This window comes from Micromonospora sp. WMMC250 (assembly GCF_027460215.1).
Lineage (GTDB): Bacteria > Actinomycetota > Actinomycetes > Mycobacteriales > Micromonosporaceae > Micromonospora > Micromonospora taraxaci.
The window spans coordinates 5,213,609-5,235,082 of the sequence record NZ_JAPZBJ010000002.1 but is presented as its reverse complement, the minus strand read 5'-3'; the positions used below and the strand labels follow the sequence as shown (position 1 = coordinate 5,235,082).

Sequence of the window (21,474 nt, the reverse complement as noted above, 5' to 3'; positions counted from 1 at the left end):
GCACCGGGAGTGGGTTGCCCCGGCCGGATCGACTCCAGCGAAGGATCCGTGGCGTCGGCCGGCTCAGACCTCACGCAGCTCCTCGACCTCGTCCGCGCAGCCGAGGACCTGGCAGATCTCGGCGGTGACGTCCGCCGGCATCATCCCCTCGTGCGAGCACAGGGTCAGCAGCTTCTGCGCGGAGATGCCCAGGTTGGCCAGCAGGTCGGCATCACCGACCGGGTCGGCCTCCGGGTCGACGACGGGCTGCTCGCTCTCGTCGTCACCGGTGGTCGCCGGGCGTGGCTCCTCGTCGCCGTCGAGCCCGGTGACCGAGGTCTTCAGGTCACCGACCAGCAGCGCACCGAGCTGGGACTCCTCGGCGTACGCGGAATCCGAACCGAACACCCGCAGGTCCTCGCCCTCGTCGAGACGAAGGACGACCAGATACGCGTCATCTGCCTCGACGAAGAGCAGCGACACGTCGGCCTCCTGGTCGACGTCCCGCAGCCGGTCGGCGACCTCGTCGATGTCGGTGGCGCCACGCAGGCTGACCTCGGCGGCGGTCCAGCCACTGTCGTCGCGCACCACGGCCGCAGCGAAGTACGACACGGTCCCCCCAATAGCCCCTCGGCACAGCGCCGACTCGTTACGCGTGCACGTTAGCCGGTCAGGTCGGCAGGCGACCGGTCAACGCCCCGAAGGGCCGGTCAAACCTGTCAAAGGATCAGCCGGCGACCCTGCGGCGGGTGGCGATGAGCTGGCGCAGACGTTCGGTGCGCTGCCGCTGCGGTCGGCTGCGCTGCCGGACCGCGCGGGCACCCGCCAACTCGGCCAACAACTGAAGGCGACGGCGGCTGCGATCCGGGTCCTGTCGCGGGGTGGTCCAGGCCATAGTGCCGAGCGTGCCGAGTCTCGGCGGCCACGTCAAGACGGCGTTCGCTACGCAGCCAACCGGGCACACCGCGCAGTCGTCGACCCTGTTACCGAGCGGTTTCGGGCTGTTCACGGGGACGGTCGGAACCGGTCACCACAGCGGCCAGTCGCCGCTGGTGGCCCAGCGGACCGCCAGCACGGCGGCGGCGATGCTCCAGCCCCCCGCGGTGACGATGGCGACTCCGGTGGCGACCCCCCGGTCGCCGTGGCGGACCAGCACCAGGGAGGTCAACCATGCCAACAGTCCGGCCACCACGGTCCACCACGCGTAGCTGGCCACGTCGTTGCCGAGCAGGCCGAACAGCAGTAACCAGGCGGCTGCGGCGCCGCCCCCGGCGGCGACGCCGCCACCGGTGACCGGGTGCGGTTCGCGGTAGGTGGGCCGGTGCGGGGGCCCGGCCGGAAAGAGACCAGAGGGGGTACGCGCCACCGGACGGACGACGGCACCGGGATCCGGGCCGGGATCGGGTCGGGCGATGGTCACCGTCGCTGCCCTCCCCTCACGCGCGTCGCTCGTGCCCACGGTACCGGCTCTGCCAGGATGACCGGATGCCGTCGCCGACGATCGGCCGCCGCGTGCGTCCGGCGTACCCGATCCTGCTGCTGCTCGCCCCGGTGCTGGCCGCCGGGTGCGCGACCACCCGGCCGGGGGTGCCCGCCGACGGTGCCGCGCCGACGCCGCCGGCGGTCTGGGCGACCGCCGAGCAGCCGGCGGAGCCGTCACCGACGGCCAACCGCCCGACACCGACCCCGACGCCGTCGTCGGCCGCGCCGTCGACGGCGGCACCGCGCGCCGGGCTGCGGCATGTCTTCCCGGTACGCGCCGACAACGTCGACTACCACCCGACGCACGGGGCGTACCCGGCCACGGACCTCTTCGCCGACTGCGGTGAGCCGTTCGTCGCGGTGACCGACGGGACGGTGCTCGAAGTGAGTCGGGTCGACAGGTACACGAAGCGTGGGCCGCAGGGCCCGGAGAACGGCGGCCTGTCGGTCTCCCTGCTCGGCGACGACGGGGTGCGCTACTACGGCTCGCACCTGAGCGTCGTGACCAGCGGCATCGACGCCGGGGAGCGGGTCCGGGCCGGGCAGCAGCTCGGCAAGGTCGGGCGCACGGGCAACGCCAACAACGTGTGCCATGTGCACTTCGGCATCTCGCCGCCGTGTACGGGCAAGGACGGCTGGTGGATTCGGCGCGGGGTGCTCTGGCCGGCGCGTTACCTGGATTCCTGGCGGCGTGGCGGCAATCGGGAACCGGCTGCCGAGGTGACCGCGTGGCAGCGCAAGCACGGCTGTCCGAAGGCTCCCTGACATGGCCGGTTCGAGAGATCCCATCGCCGACCTGCGCCGGATCGCGTTCCTGTTGGAACGGGCGAACGAGGCCACCTACCGGGTTCGCGCGTTCCGGTCGGCGGCGAAGGCGTTGGCAGGTTTGCCGGCGGACGAGGTGACCGCCCGGGCCGGCAACGGCACGCTCACCGAGTTGGCCGGGGTCGGTGACGTGACGGCCCGCTGCGTGGCGGAGTCACTGGCCGGTGAGGAGCCGGTCTACCTGCGCCGGTTGGTGGCGACCGAGGGCACCGACCTGGATGCCGAGGCGACGGCGCTCCGCACCGCCCTGCGGGGCGACTGCCACACCCACTCGGACTGGTCCGACGGCGGTTCTCCAATCGAGGAGATGGCGTTGGCCGCTGTGGAGTTGGGTCACGAGTACGTGGTGTTGACCGATCATTCGCCCCGGCTGACGGTGGCCCGGGGGCTGACCGCGGAGCGGCTCCGCCGGCAGCTCGACTACGTGGCGCAGGTCAACGCGGCACTGCCCGAGGGGTTCCGGATCCTCACCGGCATCGAGGTGGACATCCTCGCCGACGGCTCACTGGACCAGGACGAGGATCTGCTGGCGCGCCTGGACGTGGTGGTCGGGTCGGTGCACAGCGGCCTGAAGGACGAACGGTCGAAGATGACCCGGCGGATGGTGACGGCGGTAGCCAACCCGCACCTGGACATCCTCGGTCACGTCACCGGCCGGATGGTGTCGTCCCGCCCGGCCGGCGTGACCGGCCCCGGTGACAAGGGGCATCGTGCCCGGACCCGGGCGGAGAGCGACTTCGACCCGGAAGCGGTCTTTGCCGCCTGCGCGGAACACGACACCGCCGTGGAGATCAACTCCCGGCCGGAACGGCAGGACCCGCCGAAGCGACTGATCCGCCGCGCGCTGGAGGCCGGGTGCCGGTTCGCCATCAACACGGACGCGCACGCACCTGGCCAGCTCGACTGGCAGCGGTTCGGCTGCGAGCGGGCCGCGCTCTGCGGCGTCCCCGCGGACCGGGTCGTCAACACCTGGTCAGCCGAGCAACTGCTGGAGTGGACCCACAGCCGCGCCTGACCTGGACGCCCCGCTCCGACCCTTTCCGCCGGCGCCGGCCCGCCGGTGACCGGCCCAGCGGTGACCGGCCCAGCCCTTCCCGCCGCCACCCCGGCCCTTCCCGCCGCCACCCCGGCCGTGATCGACTCGGTCTTCTTGAAGTCGGGGCGTCCTGACCCGACCGTTACCCCGATTTCAATGAAGCCGAGTCGATCAGCGGCCGTGCGGCGGGCCTCAGCGGCGGGGCTCAGCGGCGGGCCGGTTCGGCGGCGGGGGCGGCGGGAGCCCCGACGCCGACCACCGGGCGGGTCCGGCGGCGGCCGAGAACACCCTGCGAGACCGCGACCCCGAGCAGCACGATGAGCGCGCCGACCGGCTGGTGCCAGTTGAGTCGCTCGCCGAGCGCCACCGCACCGATCAGCACGGCGAAGATCGGGATCAGGTAGGTGACAGTGGAGGCGGTGCTCGCGCCGGCCACCCGGATGTTGCGCATGTTGATCACGAACGCGAGGCCGGTGCCGAGCGCGCCGAGGGTCACCACGCTGGCTACCACTCCCAGTGACAGGTCGGTGGGCAGCGGCGGCAGGCCCGCGACGAAAGGGGTGACGATGGCCAGCTGTCCGGCGGCGAGCAGCAGCTGCGCGGCGGAGAGCGAGAGGCCGGAGTGTGCGCTGCCGGCGACGAACCGCTTCTGGTACGGAATCGCGACCCCGTAGCAGGCGGCCGCGCCGAAGCACATCAGCTGCCCGGTGAAGTGCGCCCCGCCGATGCCCTCCCAGACCCCGAGCACCACCAGCACTCCGACGAAGCCCAGACCGAGCCCGACGGCGCGGCGTACGGTCAGCCGCTCGGTGCGGAAGACCAGCACCGCCAGTGGCAGCACGATCAGCGGCGTGGTGGCGTTCCAGATGCCGGCCAGCATTGACTCGACCCGCTGCTCGCCGTAGCCGAACAGGGTGAACGGCACTGCCACACCGAACGCCGCCACGACCGCCAGGTGCGCCCAGACCCGGGGCTCGCGGGGCAGCCGGTCGCGCAGCACGGCGAGGACGACCAGCAGGGTCAACGCGCCGGCGACGACGCGGTAGAGGGTGAGTTGGACCGGGTGCAGCTCGGCCACCCCGATCTTGATGAAGAGGAAGCTGGAGCCCCAGATCGCGGCGAGGGCGAGGAAGCCCGGCAGCCAGGCGCCCAACGGCGCCTTGTCAGGAGTGGTATCGGTGGTCACCCCTGACACTCTGCCCTAGACGTACGACAGAACGGCACCCGTTTTCGGGCGTCCCACCGTGCGAAACCCGCAGCTCGGACACGGCAAACGTCATCGACACGGAGGTGGGGTGGTCACGTAGGGTCGCAGCGTGGGACGAATCGATGAAATCGCCAACCGATACGTAGCCGAGTGGGCCCCCCTGAGCCCTACCGGCGCGACCTTCGTCGGCATCGCCGGCCATGACGACAAGCTCGACGACCTCTCGCCAGAGGGTTACCAGGCGCGCGCGGACCTCACCCGCCGGACGCTCGCCGAGTTGGAGGTGACCGAGCCGGCGACCGAGTTGGAACGCACCGCCAAGGAGGCCATGCAGGAGCGGCTCGGCCTGGACCTGGCCCGCTACGACGCCGGCGAGGTGACCAGCGAGGTCAGCGTCATCACCAGCGGGCTGCACGAGATCCGCATGGTGTTCGACCTGATGCCGACGGCGACCAGCGACGAGCAGGCCAACATCGCCGCCCGGCTCAACGGCTTCGCCGGCGCTCTGGAGGGCTACAAGACCACGCTGCGCGAGGCGCTCGCCGCCGGCGAGGTTAGCTCGAAGGTGCAGTTGGTCGAGGTGGCCAAGCAGTGCGACATCTGGGTGGACCCGACCGGGGACAACTTCTTCCACGGGCTGGTCGAGCGGCTGGGCGCGGACGGCGCGCTCGGCGCGGACCTGCGTCGGGGGGCGGCGGCGGCGACCGCGGCGACCGCCGAGTTCGGCCAGTTCCTGCGTAACGAGATCGCCCCGCACGGGCGGGACAAGCAGGCCGCCGGCCGGGAGCGCTACGAACTGGCCTCGCAGTACTTCCTCGGCGCCAAGGTCGACCTGGACGAGACGTACGCCTGGGGTTTCGCCGAGCTGGCCCGCCTGGAGGCGGAGATGCGGACCGTCGCCGGGCGCATCGCCGGCTCCGGTGCCAGCGTCGACGAGGCCGTGGCCAAACTGGACGCCGACCCGGACCGGACGATCCAGGGCAAGGAGGCGTTCCGGGACTGGATGCAGGAGCTGGCCGACAAGGCCATCGCCGAGTTGCACGGTACGCACTTCGACATTCCGGAGCAGGTGCGCCGCATCGAATGCTGCCTCGCACCGACCAGCGACGGCGCCATCTACTACACCGGCCCGAGTGAGGACTTCTCCCGTCCGGGCCGGATGTGGTGGGCGGTGCCGCAGGGCATCAGTGACTTCTCCACCTGGCGTGAGGTGACCACCGTCTACCACGAGGGCGTGCCGGGTCACCACCTTCAGGTGGCGCAGACCGCCGTCCGGGCCGACCTGCTCAACCGCTGGCAGCGCTTGCTCTGCTGGGTCTCCGGGCACGGCGAGGGTTGGGCGCTCTACTCGGAGCGGCTGATGGACGAGTTGGGTTACCTGGAGGACCCGGGCGACAAGCTGGGCATGCTCGACGGCCAGGCGATGCGCGCGGCGCGCGTGATCGTGGACATCGGCATGCACCTGGAGCTGGAGATCCCGAAGGACAACCCGTTCGGCTTCCATCCCGGTGAGCGGTGGACGCCCGAGCTGGGCTGGGAGTTCATGCGGGCGCACTGCCGGGTGCCGGACGAGAACCTGCGCTTCGAGCTCAACCGCTACCTGGGCTGGCCGGGGCAGGCGCCGTCGTACAAGGTGGGTGAGCGGATCTGGCTCCAGGCCCGCGAGGACGCCAAGGCCCGCAAGGGCGCGGATTTCGACCTGCGGGAGTTCCACCGGCAGGCGTTGGACCTGGGTGCGCTGGGTCTCGACCCGCTGCGCCAGGCGTTGGCCCGGCTCTGACCGGGTGACGGCTGCGCGCGGTGGGACGGGTCCGCCGCCGCGCGCAGCCGCGCGTTCAGCCGAGGCTGAGCGCCAGTGCCGGCCGGGCGGTCAGCGTGTTGCTGGTGACGTACGCCAGGTCGATGACCGGGTCGGTGAACGTGATCGGAACGGGCGAGGTGACCGGTAGGCCGTCCGGGAGCGGCAGGTCCGGCGTCAGCGTGATCTTGATGCCGAGCAATCGGCCGACGAACCGGGTGGCGTAGAAGGCGACGTCCCCGCTGACGGTCAGCCGGTCGGTCGCGTACCGCTGGTTGCGACCTGCCGGACCATCGGCGCGGAGCAGGAAGTCGTCGGTCACCGCCTCCCGCATGCTGAACTTCAGCACCTTGAGGTCGCCCTTGACCGTGTGCAGGTCGGTGATCCCGTCGAACCGCAGGCCGGTCATCCGCACCGACGACCCGGTGAGCTTGGACGGTGTCTGCGCCACCGTCGGCAGGCTGGGGTCGGCGGCGATGCGCGGCAGCGGTTTCCCCGGCTGCACGGTGCCCGGCTTCTCGGGTGTCGCCGGCCTGCCCGGTCTGCCCGGGGGCGACGACGGGCAGGTGACCGGCCCGGGAGGCGTGGTCGGGGTGCCGCTCGGCGATACGGTCGGGCTCGCCGACGGCGTCGGGGTCTCCTTGGCGCGCCCGCCGGGGAGCAAGTCACCGATCCCGTCCAGGATGTCGGTGATCAGGTTGCCGCGCCGGGTCGGGCTCGGCGTCGGCGTGGGCGTCGCGGTGGTGCGGCTGGGCGACGGCGTGACCGCTCGGGACGGGGTCGGGCACGTGGTCGCGCCGGGACGGTTCGGCGCTGCCTGCACCGCTCCGGGCGGGAGGGCCAGGCCGGCAGCGGCGAGGCCGAGCACCACGAGGGCGACACCGAAGGCCTTCGGATCGGGCTGACCGGCCGACGGCTGCTCCTGGGTCGACGCGTCGGGCAGGTCGGACGCGGACGCCGCCGGGCGGGTAGGCGCGTCGGGTGCGGACGCCGCCGGGTAGGTCGGCACATCGTCGACGTCGGGCACGGGCGGGTGCGTCGGCACATCGTCGATATCGGGCACGGGCGGCACCGGACGGGTCGGCGCGTCGGCCGCCGCCGGCTGGACCGGCGTCCACGCGAAGGCGAGCGCACTGCCGACGATGCCGAGCAACAAACCGACGAAGAAGCCGCCGAGGTTGAGCCCGATCAGCGAGTAGACAGCGGTCACCGCGGCGACGACGGAGTAGAACAGCCGCTGCGTCGGGGTGAACCAGAGCAGCAGGCCGCAGGTCACCAGGATGACCGGGATCAACAGCGAGAGCAGACCGCTGGCCCCGCTGTGGAAGCTCAGACCGTTGACTGTCATCCGAGTGGAGGCGAACATCTCCAGCCCGGCCAGGGCGGTGAGCAGACCACCCCAGAACGGTCGGCTGCGCTGCCAGCGGCGGAAGAGCCGCCACGCCTGAGCCGGACCGCCGGGCCGGGCGTGGGACGGATTCGCGGTTGTCACGTACTCCTCCTGGCCGAGCGGGGACGGGAACACGGGCCGGGCCCGCGGTGCCGAGCGCCGCGGGCCGTGACTCATCTCAGAAGCACTCCTTACCCTTGGCGTCGTCGCCCACGTTGACCTTCAGTCGGAGGCCGACCAGGTTGAACGTGGCCGCCGTGGTGTAGCGGGACACCTGCTTCAGGTTGGTGATGGTGACGTGGTCGGAGTTCTGGCCGAACGAGCCGGCCTGCGCCGTCGGGTTCAGGTCGGTGGCGTCCCGGCCAATCTTGATGTTGGTGAAGGTCGCGTTGCCGTCCAGCGAGTCCATCGCGATCAGCAGGTCCTTCGCACGGGCGGGTTCCTTGCCCTCACCGGCGTTGATGGTGAGCACCACCGGCAGGCCCGGCAGGTCGGCGCGGACTGACTGGCAGAGGCTGTACAGCTCGGCGGTGCTGATCTCGGACAGTGCGACCGGGTGGACCTGACCGGCCTTACCGTCCTTGCCCTTCTCCCGGACGATGCCGCCGTACTGCTTGAAGCCGTCACCCTCCAGGCGATCAGCGCCGATCTTGAACGTCTGTCCGGAGACCGTGATGTCGGACGCGATCGCGCCGGTCGACATTCCGAACAGGATGGCGCCGGCGGCGGCCGTGGCGGGCACCATCATGGCGGCGAACCGCCCCCACCGGGTACGACCCTGACTCTTCGAGCGATCCTGCACGGGTTCCTCCTCGGGCTGGATGCGTGCGGGTGGCGGTCCCGACGTGGCGGCCCGTCGGGCCCGCCATCTGTTACCAGCTGGTAACCATCGGGCTTGATGGTGCACCCAGTGCGGCGCAGCTCACAACCCCCCGATTACCGACCAGTAACAGGGTGGGGACTCAGCGGCAGCCCGGAATCACAGTCAGTGGGAATGACCGTCCATGAAGGCGGGCAATCCATCCCGATTCAGCGCGAGACAGGGGACCGTCGACACGGAGCGTGATACAACATTGACCAATTACAATAAGGTAACGAATGTAAAGTGCCCGTCCGTCGCGAGCAGGCCGTGCTGGGCGGTTGCCCGCGGGTGCTGGACGTCGGCTGCGGCGCGGCGGCAGCGAAGACGACCGGGCCGGCCGACCCGATCAGGTCGGCCGGCCCGGTCGGGTCGGCGGTGAGGTGGGGGTGTGTGTCTTACGGCTCGGTGCGCTCCGCGGCGTGGCGTCCGCCGGCCGGCGCCGTGGACTCCTCGGCCGGCTCCGGGGACCGCTGCGACGGCAGGTCGGTCGTCGGCCGGTCATCGGCCTCCACCAGTGCCGCCTCGGGCCTGCGGCGACCCGCACGGACGACGAGGTACACGCCGAGCAGCACCAGGGCGAGGCCGAGGAGACCGAGGATCACAGGTACCACCGTGGTCAGCAGGTTGATCTGACCACGCGCGTCCTTGGCAGCCTTGGCCTGCTGCTTCTGGGTGTCCTCGGTGAAGGCGAGGTCAGCGTCGATGATCTTGATCTTGTCCGCGCCGGTCCCGTCGCGGAGCGTCTGCAACTGCTTCTCCTGGCCCTTGACGATCACGCCGCTGTCCGGCTCCACCCACAGGGTGCGGGTGTTGGCGTAGTAGCGGCCCGCGTTGACGACCTGCTCGGTAGAGCCCAGCAGGCTGCCCGGGACCTTGATCTCGCTGATCTGGATCGGCTCGACAGTCATCTCGAACTTGTAGACGGTCAGCCCCTGCAGCTTCTCCGTACTCACGTACTTGGCGGGGTACGCCTTACGAGCGGTGTTGTCGAAGTACTGGTAGGTCTTCTTCTCCGTCCCGAACGGGAAGGTGTACGTCAAGCCCTCGTGCTTGAAGGGCGCGCCGTTGATGTCCTCGGCGCAGCAGGCGACGGCCATCGCCGTACGCCGGTCGAGGGCCACCCGGTCCGTACTGAGCGTGATTTCCTTCTTGGCGTCGTCGATCACCCGGACACCGACGTTGAAGACCGCCCGGTCAGCGTTTCCGTCCTTGACATCGCCCCGGACGGCTCGGTGGGCGGTCAGGTTGACCCCGCTACGCTCCGACAGCGTGCCGAAATCGAGGACGGTCGCGTTCTGGGCCGTGGAGACCGTCACCGAACTCTGGTCCAGGGGCACCTTGACGAGAGCGGGCGCGACGACCAGCGGCGTCGCCACGGCCCCGACGATCAGGAACGTGCCCACCCCCACCAAGATGGCACCCGACGTAGATCGCATGTAACTCCTCCCCTTGTATTGGTCGACTAGTCGGCTGACAGTACATGACGAGACCGATTTCAGATATGGTCCGACGCGGCCTTCCGAGCCGTGCGGAACACGGCCGGATGCGGCCGTCCGGCTGTCATAACAAATGGGATGTCGAGGACCTGTGAGCCGACCTGCAAAAGCAGCCCCGAACAGCGGGGCGAGCCGTCCGGCCGAGCCGAATAGTGGTCGTACGGATGACTTCCTGCCCGCCTTGGAAGGCCTTCGGGCCTTAGCGGTGCTCGCGGTTCTCCTTCACCACGTGTCGTTCCTCGGCGGACTCACCTACTCGTCCGGACTTGCTGGTGGAGTGCTCGCCAGGATGGACGTGGGAGTGGCGGTCTTCTTTGCCCTGTCGGGCTTCCTCCTCTACCGGCCATTCGCGCGCGCAGCAATTCAGGCGCAGCCGAAACCGCCAGTACGCAGATACCTCTGGCATCGCGCACTGCGCATTCTGCCCGGCTACTGGGCAGTGGCGGTTGTCGCACTGACCTGGCTCAACATCGATTACCTCAGGTCGCTCTGGGACTGGGCAATACCCCTCCTACTCGTACACATATATGAACCATTGCGGCTGCCGGTCGGACTGGAGCAGACCTGGAGCCTCGCCACCGAGGCGGTCTTCTACCTGGCGCTACCGTTGATCGCGGCGCTCGGCCGTTGGATGGGCGGTCGAACCCCGCTGGCGCGCGCCCGACGCCAGCTGGCGCTCGGCATCGCACTCGTCCTGGCCGGTCTCGGGTGGAACGTGATCGCGCACTTGCCCGACTCGCCTCTACCTGAGCTGTCGTGGCTCTGGCTGCCCGCCTTCCTGGACTGGTTCGGGGTCGGGATCGTGTTGGCTGTTCTCGCCTCCTGGCCTCCCAGCGCCACCTCCTCTCCGTTCCTCCCGGACCTGGGGTCGGACGGGTCCGACCGCGGCGAGAAGGACCTGTGGTCCGGCACGCAGCGCGGGCTGCGCGTCCTCACGTTCGCTCCCGGGACGTCCTGGCTGATCGCCGGCGTGCTGCTCTGGATCGCCAGCACGCCGATCGCCGGACCGCGTGGCCTGGAACACGCCACTCCGGTCGAATCGATCACCGAGCACCTGCTGTTCCTGCTCATCACGTGGTGCGTGATCGCGCCGCTCGTCGGGCGGGGGTCCGGCGGGGTGCCCCGCGCTCTCCTGCTCCAGCCGCTGGTCAGATTCCTGGGCCGAATCTCCTACGGCATCTTCCTCTGGCACATCCTCGCCCTCGACGTGTGCTTCCGGCTGCTCGGCTTCACCCGGATGCAAAGCTCGTTCTGGGTGCTCCTGACGGTGACCCTGGCCCTGACCCTCCCGGTCGCGGCCGCCAGTTACTACCTCATCGAGTGGCCGACGCAGCAGCTGCGGAGACTCCTGGAGAGGCGGGCCGACGACCGCCGGGCCGGAGCTTCGTCCGTCGTCCCCGTGGAAACGCCGGCGACGCAGACCGTCACGTCGCGCCCAACCGAACAGCCGGCCCTCGCGACGCGACTCGTACTTTCCGCGAACCCGACGGGACCGCAGCACGAGGGCGGCGACAGCCAGGAGGAGCAGGGCCGTCGGGAGCACGCCGAGTAGCTCCGCCACCGGTTCCGCGCCGACCCGCCACAACCACCACCGCTCGGAACCGTAGATCGCGAGACCCACGGCGGCCGGCACCCAGATCCACTCCGGTGTGGGCATCCGACGGCGGTGCAGCAGCACGACCAGGAGCGCACAGCCGAAGCCGAGCAGACCGCCCAGCAGCGCCGGTACGCCGATCGCGAGCAGCGGCGCGGTCGCCAGGGTGGTCGGCACCACCGGGTAGGACGGTCGGTGGCGGCGTACGGGCAGCAGGGCCGCGACGACCAACAGCAGCAGGAGACCGCCGGCAACCCGCAGGATGATGTCGTACTGCCGGCCCGGTGTGAAGACGAGGTCGACCCGGCCGGCGGCGCCGGCCGGCACGAGCCAGGCCTGTTTCCACCCGTCGACGCGGGTCGGTTCGAGCCGGACACCGTCGAGCGTGGCACGCCAGCCGGGATTGGCGTTCTCCGGTACGACCAGGTAGCTGCTGCCACCCGGACCGACCTCGACCGACCGGCGCCCGTCGGTCCAGGAGAGCACTGTCGCCGTCTGGCGGGCCGGTTCTACGGCCGTTCGCGCCGCTGGCGTACCGCTGAGGATCACGCTGTCGACGACGAACCGGTCCGCCGGGGCGGAGATCTCGTTCTGACCGGCCCGCAGCGCGACCTGGTCGGCGTCCATCGTCGGCTTCGCCTTGGCCTTGGCCTTGGCCGTCGGCTCGACAGTGCACGCGCGGTACCGCAGTGGCCGCAGGTCGCGGATGTCGCGCAGGGTGCCGGACAGGACCGTCGGCACCGATGCGCCGTTGACGACGACAGTCGGCCCGGTGCCACAGGGCAACGTCACGGCACTGTCGATGTCTCGGGGTTGGTTGGCCTCGGGCACCCCCTCCACGTCGATGCCGCTCAGGCCCACCGGAAGGGCCTCCAGCTCGAAGAACGCAGCAGATCGGCTGTTGCGCGGCACCGTCGAGGTCACCGTGATGAAGAGCTTGCTCGTGCGCAGGGCCGGGAAGCGCGCCACTCCGTCCGGGTCGATGGCCACCTCTCGGATGCCGTCGTCGCCGGTGATCCGCAGCGTCCTCGGCGGTGCCGCGACCAGGTTCGCCCCGAACCGCAACCGCACCCAACTGACCTTCCGGGCCTTGGCCCAGCGCAGGGTCACCGTCGGCTGGGCGTCGTGCGGGTCCGCCAACCAACTCGTACCGTCGTCGCCGTCGCCCAACGCCCGCGACGAGGCGACCGGGTCGGCGAACCAGGCGCTGGACGTCTCGAAGGTCTCACCGCCCACCATCTCGTCGTACACGGAGAGAGCGGTGGCCGGCGTCGGACGGGCCAGGCCGGTGAGGCTGGCGGAAGACGGGTTCGGCTGATCGAAGAGACGGGGCGCCAGGCCGGTCTCCTCGCTCTGCCGGACCAGGTCGGGCGCGCAGAGGTAGTGGTCGTCGGCGGCTGCGCAGGCCGGTCGGTCGACTGCCCTCCGGGCCAGTGCGACGACCTCCGCCGCGCCGCTGGTCTCGGGCAGCGCCGGCAGCCGCAGGTGACGCTCAGGGCTCACCCCCGGCACCCGAAGGTCCCGGATGCCCGCGCGCCGGCCCCGCACGTCCATGCCGGAGACGCCGTCGACTGTGACGCGGATCCAGGTGGTACGCCCCGCCGGGATCGCCAACCGCTGCGGAGTTCGCCCGGCGTCGGTCATCTGGTGCACTGAGGTACCGCTGGCCGTGCTGATCTCGACCCGCGTGACCGGTGCGGCGATCATCTCGTCGTCGACCACCTTCAGGTCCACGAAACCGACCTGGACCGCCCCCGGGAACCGGACCTCCAGCCACTGGCCCACCGGTTTGCGGGCGCCGTCGGTCAACCACGCCGTACCGCTGTCGTCATCCAGGGCCGCGAACGGTCCGGCGGACGGGTCACGCAGCGCGGCCGGACCGGCGACGTCGGCCGCGCTGGAGGAGGCCCGCACATCGGTGATCCCGGTGTATCCGGCCGAGGTGAACGACGCGTCCCAGGCGGGGTCGAGGACGTCGTGGACCGCGCGCGCCTGCCGTGGCCGGTCGTCGGCGGTGAACGTCCGCGAGGTGTTGCCCCGGACAATTCCGAAGTCGACCTCCCGGCGGCGAAGGCTGTCGGCGAGCACGGTTCCCGCACCCGGGGTGGCTGGGCCGTCGCCGTTGAGGATCACCGGCCGGTTGCCGAGGACACCGGCGTCGCTGAGGTCCAGCAGGGTCTCCGGCGCACCGACCAGGTCGAGCGGCTGCGCCGCATCAGCCAGGGTGACGCGAGGGGTCGGCCGGTCCACCTGGTAGATCTCCACAGCGGGGTACGTCTTGCGCAGCCCGTGGTCCCACGCCCCGAAGAAATCCGGTGGCACTCCCACACCCGGCCCGAATTCGGCGACCCTGGACAACCCGGGTGCGTTGTCGAGGGTCCGGTGCACCAGGAGCGGCCAGGCGACGGCACCGACGGGTTGGCGCAGGTCGTTGCGGACGAGCAGGTAGCGCACGCCCAGTCGGGCCAGGACGTCGGTCAGGCCCGGGGAGATCGCACCCGAGGCGAGCCGCTCGTCGATGGCGGAGAGCAGCCGCGCGTTCCCCGCGGAGCCGCCGGGCACCAGTGCACGTACCGCCCAGGGCGAGTCCAGCAGGGGCTGGACCGGCTCGTCCAACGGGCGACCCCAGTCGTACTCGGCGAAGTTGGACCCGGGCACGAGCAGCGTGGTACCCGGGCCGGCGTGCCGGTCGAGCCAACCGGTCGCCTGCCGCCAGTGCTCCGGCAGGGCCGGGAAGCCGCCGCCCGCGGTGAGGCCCGCGCTGCCCGCGCCGGCGGTCACCGCCACGAGGGCGGCGGCGGTCACTCCCAGCGCCACCCGCCGGGGCGCCATCCCCGTGGGTCGGGAGAACCGGCGGATGACGGCGATGAGACCGACGGTGTCCAGCATGTGCGCGATGGCCAGGGCGAGGGGCAGACGGACGACGACGTCGAACTTGTGCAGATTGCGGAGTGCGGCCAGCGGGCCGTCGAGGGCCTCCCGCACGGACGCGGCGAACGGTGCTCCACCGTTGGACAGGTTCCCCGCGGTCAGCGTCAACAGCCCGACCAACGCCGCGACGAGGAGGAACCGCCGCTCGGGCAGGTCCCGGCGGGCCAGGCCGGCCAGCCCGACGCAGGCGAGCAGGCCGGTGAGCAGGGCCATCCAGGGCACCGTGGCGAGGGCCCACCCCGAGGGCCACCAGGGAAGACCGTCGACAACCAGATGACCCACCCAGTGGGTGGCGCCACGCACGGCCTCCGGAAGGGTGGTCACGCCGGTCGTCACCGCGGCGCTCTCGGTGAAGGGCAGGAACGCGAAGCCGTACCGCTGGAGGAGCAGCAACGGCGCGAGCCACCAGAAGGTGGCCGCCACCATCGCCACCGTCCAGCAGGCCAGCAGGCGGAATCGCCGCTTCCCGGGGGCACGCGTCACGATGAAGAGGAAGGCCGGGAGGACGGCACACGCGACGGCCGCGCCGTTCACCCCGCCCATAGAGACCACCGCCAGGCCGCTGAGCGCTGCCGCCCGCCGCAGCGAGCCGCCCGCAGCTCCCTTGACCAACGGCAGCAACACCCACGGTGCGACGCAGTACGGCAGCAGTTCCACCGAGACGGTGCCGACCAGGGTCAGCGCCCGGGGCGAGAGGGCGAACACCGCGCCGGCCACCAGACGGGACGCGGGACCACCGAGATCCAGGGCACGGGCCAGGCGGACCACGCCGGTGAGGGCGACGCAGAGCAGTGTCGCCATCCAGAGCCGCTGGACAAGCCAGGCCGGGAGACCGATCGCCTCACCGAGGAGGAAGAACGGACCCATCGGGAAGAAGTAGCCGACGGCCTGGTTCTGCAGGGTTCCGAACTGCCAGTCGACGACCCACAGGTGGGTGGCGCGGGCGAGGAACCCGCCCGGGTCCAGGGCCATGTCCAGTTTCGTGTCGGGCACGATGAGACCCGGGCTCTGGGTGACGCACAGGCCGATCAGCGCAAGGCAGACCAGCAGCTCACGCAGGCGCCACACGGCCCGGGACACCGTCGCGGACGGCACCCCGGGAGCACGACGAGCGGTCGACCACGCGGTCAGCACTGCCGTACCGGAACTCCGGTGAGGAGTTCGTCTCGACTCGCCCTCGACTCGGTCACGGCTCCCTCGGGTACGCCGACGTCGCGGAGCACCTGCCGGATCGCCGCCGGATCGGCACCCGGCACCAGGATCCACAGACTCCGCTGGTCGAGCGCGACGTGCCGGGTGTGGGGCAGCAGTGGTGCCACCCGGGCGAGAAGGTCGTTCGGGTCAGGAGTCCGGACCACGAGACAGGCGTCCTCGGACGCCCACGGCACCGCTCGTGGGGCGAGCAGGTCTCCGAGGACCGCGCGCACCCGCCGGCCGGTGTCCGCCCAGCGGAACGCGGCGCTCCACTGTCGACACTCGTTCGCCATCCGGTCCGCCTCGGCGGGGTTGGCGACGGAGTCCAGCGCGCGGTCCAGCCCAGCGGCGAGATCACGGGCCGGGTGCTCGCCCTCGGTCACCAGCCACCCGGTCCGACCGGGTCGTACGGCGTCGCGCAGACCGTCCACGTCGAAGGCGACAGTGGGCAGCCCGGCGGCGGCGGCCTCCACCACCACGAGGCCCCAACCTTCGCCCCACGAGCCGGAGACGTGCAACCAGGCGGCGGCCAGGAGCGCGTCGCGCTCGGCGGAGGGCAGGTGACCGTGGACCGTCACCACGCCGTTCAACCCACGCTCGTCGACCTGCCTGCGGATCGTCTCCACGTCCGGCCCGCCACCGACGATGTCGAGGCGCAGGTCGGGCCGCTCGGACCGCAGGTGGTCGACGGCGTCGAGCACCAGGTCGACCCGCTTGTGCCGGGTCACCCGGCCGACGCAGACGAGTCGGGGGTGCTCGTCCCGAGACCCGCGTGGGGGATGGTCGGCGTCCGCCCCGTTCGGCACCACGACCACCGGGCCGGCCCAGCCGAGCCGGTCGCGTACGGCGGCAGCGGTGGAGGGTGAGACCGCGAGGGTCACGCAACGGCGGTAGACCCGCCGGGCGACGGGCCCCTCCAGCCACGCCCCGAAGCGACCGACCAGCGGCCCGAAGTACAGCCGGAACTGCCGGTCGTGCACGTGGTGGATCACGCAGACCACCGGCACGCTCGCCGGCAGGACCGCAGGGCTGAAGAAGGGGATGCCGTTCTGGCAGTCCAGCACGGCGTCGAACTGACGTCGGCGGCGCGCCAACCAACCCAGCACCCGGGGGTAGATGCTCCACCGGCCACCGATCCGGACGATCCTGATGCCGTCCCGAACCTCGTCGCCGCGCTGACCTCTGGGCCGGGCGGTCAGGAAGGTGACCTGCGCGCCGGCGGTCACCAGATCACGAGCGACCTGCCAGGCGTAGACCTCGGCACCGCCGGCATCGGGATGCCAGGGGTCCTTCCAGTTGAGCACGGCGATCCGGCGGCCCACCACCGGGACGTCGGTGGTGGGAGCCGCAGCGACCGGGGAAGATCCGACACTCACGGCCGCAATCCAACAGTGGCGGCACCAGTGGACACGTCGGGGGCCACCGGGATGGCGACGACCGGCAGCGGCGTGGTGGAGACGGCATTGGCGTGACGGAGCCGCCAGCGGATCTTCGCGACGTCCACGAAGCTCTGCCAACCGTGGCGGACCGGGGAGAAGCGGGAACCGGGCACGTCCACCCAGTTGACCGGGATCTCCTCCAGCCGGGCACCCGCCCGCTCGACGCGTCCCAGCACCTCCACGTCGAAGGCGAATCCGCCGCACCGCAGTGGCGCGAACGCGCGCCGCGCGACATCGCCGCGGAAGAACTTGAACCCGCACTGCGTCTCGCCCACGCCGCGGACCACCTGCCGGACCGCGCCCCGGAACGCCACCGCGCCCCACCGGCGGAGCAGGCTGTGCCGTTCCTCGACCACCGACTCGGGGTGTGCCCGCGAACCGACGACCACGTCGACGCCTTCGGTCAGCAGGCCGAGCACCTGCCCGAGGTTGTCCGGCGCGGTGGCCAGGTCCGCGTCGCAGAAGCCGACGTAGCGCGCGTCGCTGGCGAGCACACCGGTCCGCACCGCGAACCCCTTTCCTCGCTCGCCACACCACAACAACCTGACGGGGACCGTGCCGGGCATCGCGGACGACACCACCTCGGCGGTTGCGTCCGTGCTGGCGTTGTCGACAACTGTCACCCGGCAGGGCACACCGAGACCGGCCAGCGCCGCCCGGAGCAGGAGCAGGGTGTCCGGCAGTCGGTCCGCCTCGTTGAAGGCCGGCACCACGACGTCGAGTACGACAGCATCTGACGACACGTCAGGAGGTAGGACCTCCATGGAGGGCCGTCAGCGCTCGCCGTACACGATGATGGGCTGCTCCACGTTTGCGGGCTTGGTGTTGCTGTTGGTGATGGTGGACGTCCCGATCGAGACGGCCAGAATTCCCAGCACAGCCCCCACCGCAGCGGCGACGACCGCGGTCAGGAGGGGATTGAAGGATGCCTTCATTGACGATCCTTTCGACAAGAGGTACCGGACAGTAACATGCACCGCCGCCGTGCCGAGGGGTACGAAAGGGCGATCAACAGGGTGCCCCCAAGTACCGAATACCCCAGCGTGGGACCAATGCCGACAGTCCCCGCCGAGCGGGAAGAACCACCATCAGGCAGACGGATCAGCGTCAATGTCCGGTCGCGCCGGACCACCTCGCCGTCCGTGAACCGCGCCTCCACCTCGGCGCCGCCAGGTTGATCGGTCTGGATGAGCACGTACCGCACGCCGAGGCGACGAAGGGCCGACCCGGGGTCACCCGGCTCCGCCAACACCGCTGCCACCCGATCGGCTTCCCGGCTCTCACCCCTGATCCGGTCCCGGCCGACCAACACATCCTGGTCCCCGATCACCGGCCGGCGGAACGCCCGCGCCGCCGGGTCGAGCACGGGCACGTTGCCTCCCCAGCGGTAGGCACGGAACGACGACCAGGGCAGCGAGACCAGGCTTCCGCCGGCCGGGTCCTGGTTCACCACCGAACGCACCTCCGTCCACTCGGGGGGGAACCGCACCGTGTCGAGTTGGCCGCTGAGACCCCAGGCCAGACCGGGGAGAAGCAACACCGGGGCGAACGCCACCAGCGGGGCCAACGCGCGAACGCCCGTTTTGGCCAGCGACTCCACCAGCATCCCGAGGCCCACCGCCTGGAGCAGCGCGAGCGGCGCGAGCAGGCGGGTGCCATCCCGCACGGACCCGGCCAGCGGAACATGCTCGACCAGCGCGGTCATCCACGCCGTACCCGCCGGCAGGGCCGGAACGGCGGCGATCGCGGTGCCCAGCGCGGCACCGACGAGCAGCCCCCACCAGGCCGCCGACGGCCACCGACGACGGGTCAACGCGAACCCCCACACCGCAGCACCGGCGAGCACCAGTGCGAGCAGGGCGACCGGCCACTGGTCACGGCCGACCGGCGCGGCGTGCCGGCTCCAGACACCGCCGAGCGTGACGACGCTGCCGAGCACTCCGAGTGGCGTGTCCGCCCGGGCGGCGAACGCGGCGACTCCCCGCTCGTCGAGATCGATCCCGCCTCCGCGCTGGCCGAGCGCCAGCAGCCACGGGGCGGTGAGACCGGCCAAGGTCGCGGCGCCCGCGACGACCGCCCGCCACTGGCGGGCCAGGGCCAACGCCGGCGCGCAGGTCAGCACCGCCGCCAACACCATCGCGGGACCGCCCAGCACCACCGCCAGGCCACCGGCCACCGCCGAGCGCCGCCGCGGGCCCGCGACGTCCGCCGGGGCGCTGCCGTCCGCCGGGGCGCTGCCGTCCGACCGCCGTCGCAGCACCCCCAGCACCCACGCGTACGCCCAGGGCAAGGCGGCGTACCCGGCGGTCACCGCCCACTGCCCGAGGTGCAGTCGCCCGTACACCCAGGGATTCCAGACGTACCCGAGCCCGGCCGCGACCCGCGCCAACGGGTGACCGACGGGAGCCAACCGGGCGGCACCCACCGCGGCCAGCACGAGGCAGCCGGCCAGGAGCGCCTTCTCCGCCACGTCCGCGGGGAGCAACTGGGACAGGCCGACGGCGAGCAGCTCGCTGGGCACCGCACGCGGCAGCTCCGAGCCGCTGCCCCAGACCGTCGCGCCGAACGGCGGGTCCGGCACGAACACCAGGTCGTACCGGAGGAGGTAACCCCGGCGGAGCACCGGGCCGAGGATCGCGAGGACCACGCCGAGACCGAGCACGATCTCCGGCCACCAGCTACGGAGTACGACGACAGCCCGGCGCAGCGGCGTGCCGAACTCCGGTATCGGTCGGCGCACACGGACCCCCACAGACCTGGACGGGAAGCGCTCCCGACGTCGCACCCCGGGGCTCCGGACAGCACTCTAGGGCCTCTCTCGGGAGGGCGGGCCCCGCTGCCGGCCGAGCAGTCGTCGCTGAGATCGGCCCTAGGCACAGGGCGAGAACGGGCGGTACCTTGCCTGACGACGTCGACGAGCTGACCGCGTCGGGGTCGCGAGGCTCAGGGCACAGCCGATCCCCCCGGCGAACCGACATGAGGCGCGATGACAGAGACGACGGCCGGTTCCGGTCCGGGCCGGCTGGGAGCGGCCGGCGCGGCGGTGGCGATCGCCGCGATGGTGACGAACGGCCTGGCCTACCTGCTTCCCATGGTCGGTGCCCGGCACCTTGCGGCCGAGGAACTGAGCGTGCTGGCCACGGTGCTGGCTCTCGTCGCGATCGCCGGTGTGGCGGGCGTGGGGCTGCAGATGGCGGTCGCCGTCCATCGTGCCCGCCAGCCCGGCGCGCCGACCATGCGCGTCACAGTCGTCACGGCCGCGGTCGCCGCCGGCACCGTCGTCGTGGCCACGCCGCTGATGGTCACCGCCCTCCGGCTGTCGGTGACGGTCGTGGCACTGGTGGCCGCCACGACCTTCGCGGTCGTCCTGGCCGGCCGGTGGCTCGGTGAGCTACAGGGCGAGCAACGGTTCCTCCGCCTCGCCTGGGCGATGGTCGCGTTCGCCGTCGGCCGGTACGCCGGCATGGTCGTCACGCTGACCCTCGGTGCCGGCGTCGTGGACACGCTGCTCGCCGGCCTGGTGACCGCGTACCTCGTCCTGCCGCTCCTGGCCTGGATCGCCCGCCCCGCCTCGGCGGCCGGGGGCGACGCGGTGGACGTCGGGACCGCCCTGCGGGTCCGGCAGGTCCTGAGCGCCGGGACCGCCGCGCTGGCGATGCTCGTGGTGTCGTACGCCGACCTGATCTTCGCCCGCCAACTGCTGTCGCCCGCGGACTCCGGGGCGTACTCCGTCGGCACCGTGCTCACCAAAGGCGCGCTCTGGGCACCTCAGGTGATCACGGTGTTGGCGCTGCCCCGCCTCGCCGTCGGTGACCGCCGCCTGCGTACCACCATGCTCGCGATCATCGGCGCCTGCGGCGCCGTCCTCGTCGTGGCCTCGGCCCTGGCCGGCGGTTTCGCGTTCCGCCTGGCCGGCGGTGAGGACTACGCGCAACTGGGCGAGTACGCCCCGTTCTTCGCTGCCACGGGAGCGCTCTACGCGCTGGTCTTCGCGGTGGTCAACGCGAAGATCGCGGCGGGCGCGCGGTGGCCCTCCGCGCCGCTCTGGGTGGCCGCCGGTGTGCTGGCCGTCCTGACGATGCTCGTCGCACCGCGGACGTTCCAGGGGATCATGTGGTGCGCTCTCGCCGTCGCCGCGGCGACGGCGCTGGTGATGGTCTGCACGCCGGCACGGCGGGACGGGCCGCACCAGCCCTCGTCGACGAGCTCCGTCGAACACCAGGCCGTCGGCTGACCGCCCC

Annotated in this window: 15 protein-coding genes and 2 pseudogenes; 5 read left to right on the top strand and 12 right to left on the bottom strand. The window is 71.6% G+C overall.

Going from position 1 to position 21,474, the window contains the following annotated elements:
* Nucleotides 1–63: 63 nt before the first annotated feature.
* The 3 genes from O3438_RS23590 to O3438_RS23580 all read right to left on the bottom strand — a co-directional run bounded on the left by O3438_RS23590 (nt 64) and on the right by O3438_RS23580 (nt 1,399).
* Nucleotides 64–591 (bottom strand): tRNA adenosine deaminase-associated protein, encoded by a 528-nt coding sequence (locus O3438_RS23590; protein WP_269681949.1) that lies wholly within the window; start codon nt 589–591, stop codon nt 64–66.
* A 115-nt stretch (nt 592–706) separates the two neighbouring features.
* On the bottom strand, nt 707–874 hold the full coding sequence (locus O3438_RS23585; protein ID WP_167454701.1) for a hypothetical protein: 168 nt from the start codon (nt 872–874) through the stop codon (nt 707–709).
* Between the two features lie 132 nt (nt 875–1,006).
* The gene (locus tag O3438_RS23580; RefSeq protein WP_442929642.1) at nt 1,007–1,399 is read right to left on the bottom strand and encodes a hypothetical protein; all 393 of its coding nucleotides are present in this window, start codon (nt 1,397–1,399) and stop codon (nt 1,007–1,009) included.
* A gap of 65 nt (nt 1,400–1,464) precedes the next feature.
* On the opposite strand from O3438_RS23580, the gene O3438_RS23575 reads away from it, so the two are divergent.
* Nucleotides 1,465–2,226 (top strand): M23 family metallopeptidase, encoded by a 762-nt coding sequence (locus O3438_RS23575; protein ID WP_269681948.1) that lies wholly within the window; start codon nt 1,465–1,467, stop codon nt 2,224–2,226.
* A 1-nt stretch (nt 2,227) separates the two neighbouring features.
* Nucleotides 2,228–3,301 (top strand): PHP domain-containing protein, encoded by a 1,074-nt coding sequence (locus O3438_RS23570; protein WP_269681947.1) that lies wholly within the window; start codon nt 2,228–2,230, stop codon nt 3,299–3,301.
* Here the strand turns inward: O3438_RS23570 and O3438_RS23565 are convergent.
* Nucleotides 3,184–4,508: pseudogene (locus O3438_RS23565) on the bottom strand (DMT family transporter); the annotation flags it as partial. The gene O3438_RS23570 and the pseudogene O3438_RS23565 overlap by 118 nt on opposite strands.
* A 130-nt stretch (nt 4,509–4,638) precedes the next feature.
* Between O3438_RS23565 and O3438_RS23560 the strand changes: the two are divergent.
* On the top strand, nt 4,639–6,309 hold the full coding sequence (locus O3438_RS23560; RefSeq protein ID WP_269681945.1) for a DUF885 domain-containing protein: 1,671 nt from the start codon (nt 4,639–4,641) through the stop codon (nt 6,307–6,309).
* A gap of 55 nt (nt 6,310–6,364) precedes the next feature.
* Here the strand turns inward: O3438_RS23560 and O3438_RS23555 are convergent, their stop codons facing one another.
* The 3 genes from O3438_RS23555 to O3438_RS23545 form a co-directional block, all read right to left on the bottom strand.
* The gene (locus O3438_RS23555; protein ID WP_269681944.1) at nt 6,365–7,819 is read right to left on the bottom strand and encodes a DUF6114 domain-containing protein; all 1,455 of its coding nucleotides are present in this window, start codon (nt 7,817–7,819) and stop codon (nt 6,365–6,367) included.
* A gap of 76 nt (nt 7,820–7,895) precedes the next feature.
* Entirely contained in the window at nt 7,896–8,519 is a 624-nt protein-coding gene (locus tag O3438_RS23550) for a DUF6230 family protein (RefSeq protein WP_269681943.1), read from the bottom strand.
* 455 nt (nt 8,520–8,974) lie between these two features.
* A complete protein-coding gene (locus O3438_RS23545) occupies nt 8,975–10,015 on the bottom strand; it encodes a DUF3068 domain-containing protein (RefSeq protein ID WP_269681942.1) in 1,041 nt (346 codons plus the stop codon).
* A 133-nt stretch (nt 10,016–10,148) separates the two neighbouring features.
* On the opposite strand from O3438_RS23545, the gene O3438_RS34355 reads away from it, so the two are divergent.
* Entirely contained in the window at nt 10,149–11,627 is a 1,479-nt protein-coding gene (locus O3438_RS34355; protein WP_442929736.1) for an acyltransferase family protein, read from the top strand.
* Between the two features lie 882 nt (nt 11,628–12,509).
* On the opposite strand, the pseudogene O3438_RS34350 reads toward O3438_RS34355, so the two are convergent.
* From O3438_RS34350 to O3438_RS23520, 5 genes and pseudogenes are all read right to left on the bottom strand, one after another.
* A pseudogene (locus O3438_RS34350) lies at nt 12,510–15,668 on the bottom strand (DUF3367 domain-containing protein); the annotation flags it as partial.
* Between the two features lie 59 nt (nt 15,669–15,727).
* On the bottom strand, nt 15,728–17,170 hold the full coding sequence (locus O3438_RS23535) for a glycosyltransferase family 4 protein (protein ID WP_269681940.1): 1,443 nt from the start codon (nt 17,168–17,170) through the stop codon (nt 15,728–15,730).
* Nucleotides 17,167–17,976 carry a glycosyltransferase gene (locus O3438_RS23530; RefSeq protein ID WP_269681939.1) on the bottom strand — a complete coding sequence of 270 codons (810 nt, stop codon included), beginning with the start codon at nt 17,974–17,976 and terminating at the stop codon, nt 17,167–17,169. Before O3438_RS23530 ends, O3438_RS23535 begins: the two co-directional genes overlap by 4 nt.
* A 30-nt stretch (nt 17,977–18,006) precedes the next feature.
* On the bottom strand, nt 18,007–18,168 hold the full coding sequence (locus O3438_RS23525) for a hypothetical protein (RefSeq protein WP_157742438.1): 162 nt from the start codon (nt 18,166–18,168) through the stop codon (nt 18,007–18,009).
* On the bottom strand, nt 18,165–19,973 hold the full coding sequence (locus O3438_RS23520) for a hypothetical protein (protein ID WP_269681938.1): 1,809 nt from the start codon (nt 19,971–19,973) through the stop codon (nt 18,165–18,167). The genes O3438_RS23525 and O3438_RS23520 overlap by 4 nt, the downstream gene beginning before the upstream one ends.
* Before the next feature lie 246 nt (nt 19,974–20,219).
* Here O3438_RS23520 and O3438_RS23515 point away from each other — a divergent pair, with 246 nt between their 5' ends.
* A complete protein-coding gene (locus O3438_RS23515) occupies nt 20,220–21,467 on the top strand; it encodes a lipopolysaccharide biosynthesis protein (protein ID WP_269681937.1) in 1,248 nt (415 codons plus the stop codon).
* Nucleotides 21,468–21,474 lie beyond the last annotated feature (7 nt).

Bases quoted from the DNA above. Each gene is read 5' to 3' on its own strand.
- O3438_RS23585 (WP_167454701.1), bottom strand. From the start codon at position 874: ATGGCCTGGACCACCCCGCGACAGGACCCGGATCGCAGCCGCCGTCGC.
- O3438_RS23575 (WP_269681948.1), top strand. From the start codon at position 1,465: ATGCCGTCGCCGACGATCGGCCGCCGCGTGCGTCCGGCGTACCCGATC.
- O3438_RS23570 (WP_269681947.1), top strand. From the start codon at position 2,228: ATGGCCGGTTCGAGAGATCCCATCGCCGACCTGCGCCGGATCGCGTTC.
- O3438_RS23545 (WP_269681942.1), bottom strand. From the start codon at position 10,015: ATGCGATCTACGTCGGGTGCCATCTTGGTGGGGGTGGGCACGTTCCTG.
- O3438_RS34355 (WP_442929736.1), top strand. From the start codon at position 10,149: ATGGGATGTCGAGGACCTGTGAGCCGACCTGCAAAAGCAGCCCCGAAC.
- O3438_RS23525 (WP_157742438.1), bottom strand. From the start codon at position 18,168: ATGAAGGCATCCTTCAATCCCCTCCTGACCGCGGTCGTCGCCGCTGCG.
- O3438_RS23515 (WP_269681937.1), top strand. From the start codon at position 20,220: ATGACAGAGACGACGGCCGGTTCCGGTCCGGGCCGGCTGGGAGCGGCC.